Annotated in this window: 10 protein-coding genes; 3 read left to right on the top strand and 7 right to left on the bottom strand. The window is 62.0% G+C overall.

The window, feature by feature from the left end; translation table 11 throughout:
- Positions 1-6 precede the first annotated feature (6 nt).
- From E3T22_RS18480 to E3T22_RS18470, 3 genes are all read right to left on the bottom strand, one after another.
- Positions 7-960 carry a carbohydrate ABC transporter permease gene (locus tag E3T22_RS18480; RefSeq protein WP_134480417.1) on the bottom strand — a complete coding sequence of 318 codons (954 nt, stop codon included), beginning with the start codon at positions 958-960 and terminating at the stop codon, positions 7-9.
- A gap of 55 nt (positions 961-1015) precedes the next feature.
- Complete coding sequence (locus tag E3T22_RS18475; protein ID WP_370028204.1) at positions 1016-2314, bottom strand: extracellular solute-binding protein; 1299 nt, start codon at positions 2312-2314, stop codon at positions 1016-1018.
- A gap of 105 nt (positions 2315-2419) precedes the next feature.
- A complete protein-coding gene (locus E3T22_RS18470) occupies positions 2420-3439 on the bottom strand; it encodes a LacI family DNA-binding transcriptional regulator (protein WP_134480416.1) in 1020 nt (339 codons plus the stop codon).
- A 92-nt stretch (positions 3440-3531) separates the two neighbouring features.
- Between E3T22_RS18470 and E3T22_RS18465 the strand changes: the two genes are divergently transcribed.
- Positions 3532-4425 (top strand): ATP-binding protein, encoded by an 894-nt coding sequence (locus E3T22_RS18465; RefSeq protein WP_370291428.1) that lies wholly within the window; start codon positions 3532-3534, stop codon positions 4423-4425.
- Positions 4426-4493: 68 nt separating this feature from the next.
- Here E3T22_RS18465 and E3T22_RS18460 read toward each other — a convergent pair whose 3' ends face one another.
- Positions 4494-4922 (bottom strand): ASCH domain-containing protein, encoded by a 429-nt coding sequence (locus tag E3T22_RS18460; protein WP_134480414.1) that lies wholly within the window; start codon positions 4920-4922, stop codon positions 4494-4496.
- Positions 4919-6976, bottom strand: a complete 2058-nt coding sequence (locus tag E3T22_RS18455) for a hypothetical protein (RefSeq protein WP_134480413.1) — start codon at positions 6974-6976, stop codon at positions 4919-4921. Before E3T22_RS18455 ends, E3T22_RS18460 begins: the two co-directional genes overlap by 4 nt.
- Before the next feature lie 228 nt (positions 6977-7204).
- On the opposite strand from E3T22_RS18455, the gene E3T22_RS19700 reads away from it, so the two are divergent.
- A complete protein-coding gene (locus tag E3T22_RS19700; RefSeq protein WP_134480412.1) occupies positions 7205-7690 on the top strand; it encodes a GNAT family N-acetyltransferase in 486 nt (161 codons plus the stop codon).
- Here the strand turns inward: E3T22_RS19700 and E3T22_RS18445 are convergent.
- A complete protein-coding gene (locus tag E3T22_RS18445; protein ID WP_134480411.1) occupies positions 7687-8835 on the bottom strand; it encodes a hypothetical protein in 1149 nt (382 codons plus the stop codon). The genes E3T22_RS19700 and E3T22_RS18445 overlap by 4 nt on opposite strands.
- Before the next feature lie 490 nt (positions 8836-9325).
- The gene (locus E3T22_RS18440) at positions 9326-9694 is read right to left on the bottom strand and encodes an AraC family transcriptional regulator (RefSeq protein ID WP_134480410.1); all 369 of its coding nucleotides are present in this window, start codon (positions 9692-9694) and stop codon (positions 9326-9328) included.
- A gap of 265 nt (positions 9695-9959) precedes the next feature.
- Here E3T22_RS18440 and E3T22_RS18435 point away from each other — a divergent pair, with 265 nt between their 5' ends.
- Positions 9960-11537 carry a LuxR C-terminal-related transcriptional regulator gene (locus E3T22_RS18435; protein WP_134480409.1) on the top strand — a complete coding sequence of 526 codons (1578 nt, stop codon included), beginning with the start codon at positions 9960-9962 and terminating at the stop codon, positions 11535-11537.
- The last annotated feature ends 249 nt before the right edge of the window (positions 11538-11786 follow it).

Raw genomic sequence — 11786 nt, 5'->3', positions numbered from 1 at the left:
CCATGATCAGGCCTTCTCTCTGCTGAGGAAGCGCTGCACGACGGAGATCAGCAGCACGATGACGAAGAACACGAGGGAGATCGCCGAGGCGTAGCCGGTCTCCTGCTGGGCGAAGCCGGATTCGACGGCTTCGTAGACCACCGTGGTGGTGGAGTTGAGCGGGCCGCCCTGGGTCATCACGCTGATCTGGGTGAACAGGCTAAGCGCCTGGATGGTGATGGTCACCAGGATCAGGCTGCGGGTGGCGGACAGGCCCGGCCAGGTGATGTACCTGAACCGTTGCCAGGGTGAGACGCCGTCGAGGTCGGCCGCTTCGTAGAGGTCGGCGGGGATGGTCTGCAGCCCGGAGAGCCAGATGATCATGTGGAAGCCCACGCCCTGCCAGACCGACATCAGGATGATCGCCGGCATCGAGGTGGCGGTGTCGTTCAGCCAATCGGGCCCGGTGACCAGTCCCATCGTGACCCGGTCGATGATCACGTTGATCAGGCCGTCCTGGCGGTACATGAACAGCCAGAGCAGCGACACGACGACCATGGAGGTGACTACCGGCAGGAAGTACACCGTGCGGAAGAACGTGGTGCCGCGCACCTTCTTGTTCACCAGGATCGCCATCACCAGGGCGAGGCCGGCCTGCAGCGGAACGACGACCAGGGCGAAGTAGCCGACGTTGATCAGCGCCCGGAAGAACGCGGCATCCGCGAACAGCCGGACGAAGTTGTCGAGGCCCACGAAGGTGGCCGGGTAGGGCGAGATGAGCCGGGCGTTGGTGAAGGCGAGCCCGAACGCGAGGATCGCGGGGACGAAGATGAACAGGGCCAGCAGCAGCACCGCGGGCGTGAGCATGGCCAGTCCGGCGAGGTTTTCGGTCTTGCTGGTGCGGTCCCGTTTAGGCCGGCTGGGCCGGGCCGGGCGGCCGGCGGCGGGGGCCGCCGGGGGTCGTTCGATCGTGCTGGTCATGAGAGTCTCCCTGAGCGAGAGCGGGGGCGCAGCGTGGCTGCGCCCCCGCGGTCGACTACTTCTGCGTGTAACCGCCGTTGGACTTGATGTTGGCGTCGATGGCCGTGACCGCCGCGTCGAGGGTGTCTTGCGGGTCGCCGCCGTTGATGATGTCCTGGGTGGCCTTGGTGAACTCCGTCGCGATGAACGGGTACGCCGGGGTCTCGGGGCGGAGCACCGCGCTCTTCGCGGAGAACTCACGGAAGATGGCGAGGTTGCCGCCCTCTTCGAAGCCGGGCACCAGGGCGGCGGCGGCATCCGTGGCGGGGATGGTGGCGGTGGCCACCGCGACCGCGGCAATGTTCTCGGGGGAGAGCGAGTAGGAGAGGTAGTCCATGGCCGCCTCGGTGTCGGCGCAACCGGTGGTCACGCCCCACTGCCAGGAGCCGCCGCCGATCTTGGTGCCTTCGCCGAGGTCGACGGAGGGCATCACGGCCAGGTCGTCGCCGACAGCGGCGGCGTTGTTGGCGGCCGCCCAGCTGCCGCCGTACTGGATGGCGGTGACGTTGTTCTGGAAGTCGAGGGCGGAGTCGGCGCCGCTCTTGGTGGCGATGTAACCGTCGGTGGCGAGGGACTGCATCCACTCGGCCCACTCGAGGGCCTCGGGGCCGTTGAGAACGCCCTCGGCCGACTGGTACTCGTCACGCTCGATGAGGTCGCCGCCGAAGGACTGCAGCAGCGGGGAGAACGCGTAGGGGTACCACTCGCCGACATCGCCGGTGCCGATGTCGAGCGGGTTGGTCCAGGTGCCGGTGGCCTTGAGCTTCTCCAGGGCGTCACCGAACTCGGCCTGGGTCCACGGCTGGTCGATGGTGGCCTGGCGGATGCCGTTCTCGGCGAGCACCGACTTGCGGGCGAACATCGCCAGCGCCACGTCGTAGTAGCCCACCGAGTAGGTCTCGCCGTTCCAGATGCCCAGGGTGCTGGGCAGGTTCTCGTCCAGATCCACGCTCAGGTCCAGCGGTGTGAGGTACTTGGCCCAGGCCCAGTTGGGCACGTTGGGGCCGTCGATGTCGACGATGCAGGGCAGCTTGCCGGATGCCGCGGCCGCGATGACCGAGTCGTTGTAGGAGGCCTGCGGGAACGCCTGCAGCTTCACCGTGGTCTTGTCCTGGCTCTCGTTGTAGCCGTCGACGATGGCCTGCACGGCGGCGAGCTCTTCAACGTTGCCGCCGTTGTGGGTCCAGACGGTCAGTTCGCCGTTGTTGCCATCGGAGCCGCCGCCAGCGGCGCCGCTGGCGCAGCCGGCCATCGTGGCAACGAGACTCGTGGCGACTAAACTCGCTACGATCAGGCGCTTCTTTGCGTGTCGCATCTTCATTCCTTCTTATCGGTTGGGTTGGGGGTGTTTCGGCGGAGGCGCCGATCGTCGCGGCCGTTCCAGCGGTCGCGAAGTAGAGGAGGTCGGCTCGTCGCCGCGTTATCGCGGGGGCGGGCCGACTGACTGCCGCTGAACCAGTGGGCAGTGCATGCGAATCTGCTGCGGTGCCGACTCGGCGTCGCCGGCGATCTCGGCCGCGAGCCGCTCGATGGCCCAGCGGCCCATCTCGTAGTGCGGCAGCGCGATGGAGGTCAGTCCGGGCAACAGTGCGTCGGCCAGGACCTCGAAGTTGTCGATGCTCACGATGCTCAGGTCGTTTGGGATCGCCAGGCCGGCCAGTTGCGCCGCCTGGTACGCGCCCATGGCGATGCGGTCGTTGAAGCAGAACAGCGCGGTGGGGCGGTCGGGCAGGGTGAGCATCCGGCTGGCGGCGTCGCGGCCCGGTGCGGTCATCGACTCGCTCACGGTGACGAGGGTCTCGTCGAAGGCGATGCCGTGTTCGGCCAGGGCGGCGCGGTACCCGGCCAGGCGGCCGCGGGTGGCGGGGATGTCGTCGACGTTGCCCAGGTAGCCGATGCGGCGGTGCCCGGCTTCGATGAGGTGCTCCATGGCCGTGCGGGCGGCGCCCTCCTCGTCGGGCACCACCGAGGACAGGTCGGTGCGGTCGCTGGATGCGTCGAGGAGCACGGTGGGAATCCCGCTCAGTGCCGCCGGCAGCTCTACCGCCTGGTGGTACATGCGGGCGTAGATGATGCCGTCGACCCGGTGCTGCAGTAGTGCTTCGATGCCGAGGTCTTCGACCTTGGAGTTGCGGTTGGAGTTGACCACCATGAGCACCTGGTCGTTGGCGGCGGCGGCCTCTTGAGCGCCGAGCAGAACGTTGCCGGCGTATGGCGTGGTGGAGATCTCGTCGCTGACGAAGCCGATGATCTGCGAGCGCTTGCTGCGGAGTCCGCTGGCGAGCCGGTTGGGTGCGTAGTTGAGGCCCTCGGCCACCGACTTGACGCGTTCGCGGGTGGCGTCGCTGAGCTGTCCGCCGCCGCTGAGCGAGTGCGACACGGTCGTCACGGAGACGCCGGCCGCGGCTGCGACCTCTCGAATACCCACACGCTTGCTCATCGTTGAACCCATTCCCAAAAACGTTTTTGTTGATGTGGGTGAGAGCTTACATAAACGTTTTTGTGGATGTCAAGCGCCTGTGAACTAATTCGCTGCCGGAATCCGGGCCGGGTGATTCGTTCAAGGAACGCGTACCAATATGGGCGCTGCGAAGCTGGGGTGTCGACGCGCTGAATTGGTGTCTGTACGAAGTTATGGACAATGTCTTTCAGCAAAGTCGAGCGTCAAGCGGGTTCGTGATGATGCAAATCCACCGAACCAGTCGCATGTGCGTGATAACGGTCGGTGATACTGGGATTGGGATCCAACGGCCGTTGCTGGACGGGTCCCATCACGGCAAGACCGATCGATCAAAGTTCGCGCAGGCGCACAGTGCCATGGATCTTGCCGTTCAGCAGGGTGTCACCAGTAAGGGGACGTTGAACCAGGGGATCGGACTGTTCGGCGTGAAGCGCAAGGCCGAGATCAACGGCGGTGAGCTGCGGATCATTTCCGGTCGAGGCGTGTGGAGTATTCACCCCAGTGCGGAGACAGGAACAGATCTATTCCGGCCTGTGCTCGACCTGGAGTGGAACCAAGCCACGACGGCCGACTGGCAGCTTGATTGTTCGCGGCCAGTGCGAATCCAGGATGCCCCTGGCGCTCCTCACGCGGGAGGCGACTTTCTCGAAGCGATCGAGACGCCCGACGGTCACCATCGCGTCGCGGTCATAGATTTGGAACAGTCGCTGGGTTCCCGCGCCAAGGGGGCTGAAGTGCGCACGCGACTATTGAACTACTTGCAGGCAGGCGCCCGTTTTATCGTCTTTGACTTTGCAGGAGTCGGTGGTGTGTCGTCAAGTCTTGCCGACCAGGTTCTGGGAAAGCTCGCCATTGAGATGGGCGAGCTGGAATTCAGACGAAGAATATTTGTCGATGGGGCATCGCCGACCAATCGCAGTCTTATCGAGACGGCTATATCGAGGCGACTCAGTACTGATGCCTGACGAGTCACCGCGACCGGCGTAGCCGCCCAGGGATTAATGATGCTCAAATCGCCCGGCTTCGATGCGAGTTAGTTCGCCTGGCTCAACAGCAGAATTCGCTCTTCGACATCCGGCCTCAGGTAACGGAAACTTTGGGAGGGTTCCAAACCGATCTTCGATCGCAGCAAGTTGAGGCTGACGGGCGTAGTGAAGCGGCTTGGGTGAGAGGCCTCCACCGCGAAGCCACTGGTGTTGCCCTCGAAGTATGCGAAGAATTCGCTCTCGACCAAACCAAGTCCCATTTTCAACGACGACCAGATGTCGGCAATAGCGTCGTAGCGTACAGCCGAACAGACGAATGATCCCACAATCGCTTTGGTCGGGCTGCTCGCGTACAGGTAGACGAGTGTGCCAGCCTCAATTGTCGGAAATCGCCGCCTGAGTTCATGAGTCTTCGAACCTTCGAGGATCGCGTCTGCGAAGCGCGGGCGGATTGATAGCAGGACGGCGTCCGTCACACAGTTCCATTCGTTGCTCGATAGATCTCGCGCAGGAGGGCGGTAGGGATTCGGCGCGGAGAGGGAGAAATGCTTGTGATGCCATGCGGTGATCCAGCCGCGAGGAATTCGTCCAGCGAAGCCGGCCGTTCCAGAAGCTCGGTGTCCTCAAATTCGAGGACATGCACTTCATTCGCACTGCCTGCGGCCGCTCGAACATCTCCAAGCTTATAGACGCCCATGTGGTTGAATCGCGCATGGGCCTCCTGCGCGGCAAGAACATATGACCCAACAATTCGCGAGTATGCGAAGACTGTGTGAACGCCCATTCGCTTATCCTGCGAGCAGTACCACAGGACTCGTACGGGCACCGACGTCAAGGGATTGTTCCTTATCGAACGGTAATAAACGTGTTGCCGAGCGAGCCCGAGGGACGGGCGTTGGTCGATGAGGTTCTGGGGATAGCCGAATAGATTCATGGCATTCTCTGGGCGGATGGGAATCATCACGCAGGTTGTGTCATCCCAAATCTTGATTGGCCAATACCGCCTCTCGATCTCGGCAATCAAGTCCGGGGTGAGCCTTGACGTGAGTCCGTGAGGCTCAACGCCCATCCGCCCCGCGAGGGATGCAACTTGTGTCGCATCCGAAACGTCGATATCGCCACCGATGACTTCTGCCAGATACCCCAAGGTCGACGCGGCGTACCCGTCGCCTGATAGCGCGGACTTGGTCATTGGGTGCATGCACGGGTCTGAAACCAGTACTTGTTGAACACCAGCTGCTAGAGCCAATTGGCGCAGGTGGCGAGCAAGTTGAAAGGCGAGCGTCTGAGCCATTGCGCCGCGCCGAATGCGCAGTAGTGGCACCAGCAGTTGGTCGCCAGCCGTGTACGAAGAGACGAGCCCCAGAAGCGTTGACCCATCATCTTTCAGTACATGAGTGGCGTGGCTTGAACGCTGGGCGAGAACGTTTCGGAGGCGTGATTGAAACTTGTTTCTCTTCTCGTGGACCGGATAGTTAAGGAAGGACTCCTCAAGATCCGTGAACGGTATGGAGGCAGCTTCGGACCAGGTGAACAACCGGTCGAGGTGGCGAGGCTGATAAGTGGCGGCGACACTCGGGCTGTCGATCTCGGCCACCAATTCATGCGGCATTAAAACTCGGATGTCGTACTCGGCGGTGATCCAGTCTTGGGTTACGCGAATGAGGCCCTCGTCATGGGTTACGAAATAGCGTCCGCCAGCACTAATCGCGTCGGCGATATGGTTCACGTCGTGTTTCAAGCTTGCGTCCTTCGACCAATCGGACTCTCCGATTCTGGACCTCAACGCGTCCTCGAGGGTTGTGTCCTTCGGTCGGTTGGTCGGCAGCCGTGTGAGGTTCTGGGAACCTTTAAATTGGTGGATTCGTTCTGCCTGATCTTCAAGGTCACCAAGTTCATGATCGAGTTCCGAGGAGACCGCAATCGTCAGGTGCGATTCGACCCAATCCCCGGTGAGCTGCTCTGAAGAGATTCGGTGGACTCGCTCTACGCTGTCGCTCGCAACCAGATCGATGACAACATTCGTGTCCAGAACAGCAAGTGGTAGGGACGATTCAAGAATGAGGTGATCGAAGAGATCTGGTCCCCCCATCGGCCGCCACCATATGGTCAGCGGCTCCTTCAGCAGGCCTCGGCCAGGGCGCTCTCCCCTGGGGCTCATGCCCAATGAACGCCAGAAATCATTTATTGCATAGCTGCGCCGGCAATGTGCCTCGTACCCGGTGCTGTGCGGGTTGTCTCGCACCATCCGACCGATCATTCCCGATGCGATTCCTGAATGGCGTTCGGTGGAGTCGACGCAGACATGCACGAGTTTCAAATGAGATCGGGGGCGGTCGTAGAGCAAATAGCCGACGACTTGACCACCGCGCTCTGAAATGACCAGCGAACCTGCATTGGCACGATCGGTGAAGGCCGCGTCCGGAAGAAACCCCAACGTCTTTTTGCTCTTCTTGTAGAGGGCGAAAACACCCGTAAGTAGCTCGGCGCTATTGGGTCGCGTCGCTGACCATACGTCCACGTTCGCCATTGAAACCCCCGACTATAGGCGTTTCATCATTCAACCACTCAAGGTCAACGGGTGCGGTCGATTGGCTGAGGATCACACACCCCCAATTGGCCCCAGTCGCATCACACAGAACAGTCAGCAACAATGCCCGTTGTAGTGCCCGTGGATCTGGCGCGTCCGCTGTAATTGACTGATAAATGTCACGGGTGCGCGATACACTTGCGACTCGCACACCTGGGGAGGTACACAATGGCTTTGGTGACAGCAACCGGGACCGCCGTGCACGCCCCAGCTGACTGGCGTCGGGGCGTTACCGCGCTTCTGGATTTCCTACCGGCCCTTTACCCGGACGGAGACGCTTGGCTCGCGAAGCGTCTCGACGCTATCGAGCGGGGAGACGCCTGGTGCGCACTCCTGGAAGAGCATGGTGAGATAGCTGGCGTTTCCATCGGCGTTTTGAAAGTTGGGCGTCGCTTTAAAATCTGCACGCTCTACGTGCGGCCGGAATCACGTGGCCGTGGTGGAGGCAGCGCGCTTCTTGACACCATGATGCAAACCGCAAAAGAGTGCGGCGCAGCGTCTTCATACATCACGGCTGCCCACACCGTCGGTGAAGAAATACGAAGAACAGTAGAACCTAAGGGGTTTTTGCCGCTAGTAACTCAGCTCAACCGCTACGGCTTGGGTCGGCACGAAACAGTTTTTGCGACTAATGCTGATGGTCGGTCGATTTAGGAAGCGCTAAACATGCGGAACATCTTTGCTTCGGCCTTCAGAAACCGTGCGCGAAGTTGAATTGCAAAGAGCCGTGACGATCGCGCTGTTTGAACAAACGCGATGAAGCCTGCACCGGCTAGGACCACGAAGTTGATTGGGTTCGCCGCCGACCACCCGGTGAAATAAGTGTTGAATGATTCAGCGATCCAACCGCCTAACACGGACACCCATTCCTGAGTCGGTAGCGAATAGACCGCGCCAAGCCCGATAACGCTTGCTGCGGCCGAGGCGAGAATGGTGGTAATCCTAGATGGATGACTGTCGATTCCGAAGTCGCTGAAGACTTGAAACGGATTGTCTGGTCCGATGGCCTCGTGTTCTCCTCCGGCTAACTGTTTCCCATTGTTCTTCCAGTAATAGACGATGAGGCGTGAACGCGTTCGCAACTCCGGATTCCGATCGAGATACTGCTTCCAAAGGTTGCCCTCAAGTAGTCGGATATAGTGTGGCGCTGGGCTGACTGACCTGTTGTGCATCCAGGCGGGCACCATCACGAATACGGCCGCCCTGGAAATCGGTCTAACGCGTTCAAGTAGCCTGCTGCCATCGCGAATTAGCGCCGCACTCCGCCCGTCTGACACTCGAAGGTCAACAGTTGCACCAGACCGAAACAGGCGCTGACGCTGCCACTGCCATGTCTTTCCTGCTCCGGTGACGGGGAAGCGAACGCGAAAATAGCCAGTCGCATGTGCCTCGATAGGACTGGATAACTCCATATCCCACAGAGAGAAATAGTTGTCTGAGTATGCACCCGACTTGGACGAACCTACGGACGAGACCTTGTGAACGTTCAACGGAGTGTTGTCGAGGGTTATCACTGACTGCTGCACCGATACTTCGGTGTTAAAGATCAGACCTGCTGTTTGCGGGTTGATGAGCTTAGGGTGCAGACATTCGAACTCAACGGTGCCAAACGGAATCGCGAGTGTGACGTGTGAGACGGGCACAGCGTCGGCCTTGATGCGCACGCCAACGTCGAGTAAGAAGCTGCGGCGGCGACCGCCGAATGCGGCAAGGCTCCACAAATTAACATGAAATTCCGTGACGGAAAAAGCTGAGCGCGCGGCTGCTGCTTCAACGTCAAGGACAGCAAGCAGCGTCACGTCGGCCCTTTCTCTACGGCATGACGAACTTAGCGGCTATCGGCGGGTGTCGTTGCCTCCGACGCGCGTGTGCTTGCCAGCAGGGTAGATCGGCCTCGCACTGATCTTTTTGGAGGAGTAAGGGGGGGCGTACGGCAGGTCGGAGGTCGACCTGACCTGATCGTTTCGATCGGTTTGGAACTCCGCCTCGCCTTCAGCGTGCAGCCACTCGCTCTGGAGGTGGGCTAACACGGTAGCCGGGAACCGAGAATCACCCGAAATCGAGCAATGTAGCAAACACTTGCACACGCCGTCGTTAAGGCGGTCCGCGGGCTCCTAGAGGCAAGACTCTGGTCTCAGGATGAACTTGGAGCCGCGCAGTGCGGCTGAGCCCCTTCAGGCTGCTGCTGCCCTCGGCCCATGACAACTGCCGCGCGCGCTGAGGCGAGTCGCTCGTTTGTATTGACGGGCCCGCCCGCGGCAGACGTACTGATCGGGCAGGCTCAATCCGCTAACCCTTCCGCTGCCCCCGGTACCCGAATGGCGTCACCCCGTGCACCTTCTTGAACTGGCGAGCAAAGTAGAAAGAGTCGGGGTAGCCGGAGGAGGCGGCGACCGCGGCGATGGATTGGTCGGTGGTGTCCAGGAGTTCGCGGACCCGGGCCATCCGTAGCTGGGTTTGGTTTTGCAGGGCGGGGTAGCCGATGCGGCTCTTGAAGAGGGCGGCGAAGTGGGAGCTGCTCAGGCGTGACATGGCGGCCAGCTCGGCGACGCTCACGTGGCCGTCGCCGGTGGAGCGGTCGGAGGCGAGCAGGGCCATCAGGTGCCAGGCGGCGCCGGCGGCGGCGAGCAGGCTGGCGGTGGTGGTGTCGCGCTCCATCGGCTGCAGGACCTCGGCGATCAGCGCCCACCCGGTACACGTCGGACGGCGTGCGGATCGGGGCGCCCGGGGTCATGCCGGCGGCGGTGAGAAACTCGGGCAGGTCGCGGCCGGGCCGTCGTGACGATCTGCGGTGCTTTGGTGGACGCGTCGCCAACGCGATATTTGGTGTGTTCTCGCACCGCACGCCGGGAGGATGGGGACGCCGCAGCCCCCGGCTTCTGGGGGCCCAGGCGAAGGAAAAACCCTCGTACAATGATTCGCTATGGGGGATTCGTCGTTTGAAGAAGAGCTGCGTGCTGCGCTGAGCGAGCAGGCGTGGTCCGCCGCGATCGACTCAGTCGAGACAAACTGGGTAGCTCTCACACAGACGAATCAGGCCCTCCTCTTGGAAGTGATTAATGCGCTCCCGGCCGAGGTTCTTGCCGATAACCCGCGGCTCGTTGCGGCGAAGACCTACGTGAATTACCTGCCGGTGAGCGGCGATCGCCGCCCGCTTCGGTTCCAGCATCGGGTAGCACCCGTTCCCCGTGGCCTGCTCGATATCCTCGTCGACCTCACGAGCCGGAGCGTGTCCGCACGGTTCCAGGGCAACATGGCCGAAGCGGTGGCTTTGGTGCGCGAGGCGCACGGGATGATCGCCGACGTCTCCGACGAAGCGATCGCATCCATCCGACCGGTGCTCCCTGACATTCGGCTGCAATGGGCGATCACTCTCGAACTGGGAGGCGAGCTGATCGATGCGAACCGTGCCTACGAACGCACCTTCGATGAAGCGTTGACCTTCGACAACGAACGGATCGTCACGGAGGCGGCGGGTTCGTTGGCGCTCAACTACGCGCTCTCCGGCAACCGAGGTGTCGCTGAACAGTGGTTGAGCCGCCAGCCGGGAGCCGGGCGTGAGACTCAAGATGGTCCAGCGGAAGCGACGGCCGTTGACACTGTATTGACGGCGGGCGCACTCGCGCGCGCCCTTCTGGCCGTAAATGATCTGCGTTTCGAAGATGCGCAAGAGGCACTGGATGCCGCGCCATCGGCCGACATCGACCGGGAGTCTTGGGCGTTCAGGCTCTTTGTCGAATCCGCATTGGCCAGAGCCTCCGGTCAAACTCAGCAGCAGCTCGCCCGCGTCGGCGCGACACTGTCAACTCAGCCAGAGCGCCTGCGTTCGAGCGGCCTGAACGGGTGGCTGTCCACGATGGCGGTCGCTGAGTTGCAATTGGCGCTTGGCGATGTCGGCTCGGCGACTCAGACGATCGCGCAACTCGACGGTGTCACCCTTCCCGCCGCGGTCGATCCGGTGCGCCTCGTTCGTGCGTGGGCTGCTCTCCGGCGGGGAGACGCCCGGGGGGCTCTCGTGCTCGCAACGCCGGGACTGTCCCAGACTCTGATCAGTCCTCGCGTCACCGTCGAACTGTTGGTGCTCGTCGCCGCGGCGAAGCTCGAGCTCGGCCAGATCGAGCAGGCACGGGGGCACTTCGCGGCGGCAATCGACCTCGTGGCCTCTGAGAAACTCGGCATCGTGCTGCTGCGCCTGACCGCTTCCGAACAAGCGACACTGCTTTCCAATCACCGGGCGGCGCTCGAACCGCGCATGCTCCGCGAACTCCACGCTCGTACAAGCGCGGTAACCGCACCCCCGACCGTGCAACTCAGCGAACGCGAACGAGTCGTGTTCCGCCACCTTGTGCAACGGCGAAGCGTCGCGGCGATCGCTGCCGCGGAGCACCTGTCACCCAACACGATCAAGTCCCAATTGAAGTCGATCTATCGAAAACTCGAAGTGAACGACCGAGACGGTGCCATTCGAGTCGCTACGTCGGCACCTCACCTGCTCGCCTGACCACAAACCGTCAACCGCGCCGAAGAAGGCAAGCGCAGCCAAGCCGAATCTCTCGGTTTTGGGCATCGACAGCGCCATGATTCCGAGCTCAGCCGCTGGGGCGACGAGTCGATGAAGGCCACCCCGCCCGGTTCGCAATGGCCGCTTTGCCGCCTGTCGGCACCTGTTCTGGCCTGGGATGCGATAATTGCCGCCTCATCAGCCAGATTGCAGATTCCTGTCCCCCAAGGGGAGGGTGTCCGGCCGCGA

The organism is Cryobacterium sp. TMB3-10 (assembly GCF_004402305.1).
Classification (GTDB): domain Bacteria; phylum Actinomycetota; class Actinomycetes; order Actinomycetales; family Microbacteriaceae; genus Cryobacterium; species Cryobacterium zongtaii.
The sequence above is the reverse complement of the archived record's forward strand: the minus strand, read 5'-3'. Positions and strand labels throughout refer to the sequence as shown.

What these genes read in the sequence shown, in the direction of transcription:
- E3T22_RS18440 (WP_134480410.1), bottom strand. Translation starts at nt 9,694, where the DNA reads ATGGAGCGCGACACCACCACCGCCAGCCTGCTCGCCGCCGCCGGCGCC.
- E3T22_RS18480 (WP_134480417.1), bottom strand. Translation starts at nt 960, where the DNA reads ATGACCAGCACGATCGAACGACCCCCGGCGGCCCCCGCCGCCGGCCGC.
- E3T22_RS18475 (WP_370028204.1), bottom strand. Translation starts at nt 2,314, where the DNA reads ATGCGACACGCAAAGAAGCGCCTGATCGTAGCGAGTTTAGTCGCCACG.
- E3T22_RS18435 (WP_134480409.1), top strand. Translation starts at nt 9,960, where the DNA reads ATGGGGGATTCGTCGTTTGAAGAAGAGCTGCGTGCTGCGCTGAGCGAG.
- E3T22_RS18470 (WP_134480416.1), bottom strand. Translation starts at nt 3,439, where the DNA reads ATGAGCAAGCGTGTGGGTATTCGAGAGGTCGCAGCCGCGGCCGGCGTC.
- E3T22_RS18455 (WP_134480413.1), bottom strand. Translation starts at nt 6,976, where the DNA reads ATGGCGAACGTGGACGTATGGTCAGCGACGCGACCCAATAGCGCCGAG.
- E3T22_RS19700 (WP_134480412.1), top strand. Translation starts at nt 7,205, where the DNA reads ATGGCTTTGGTGACAGCAACCGGGACCGCCGTGCACGCCCCAGCTGAC.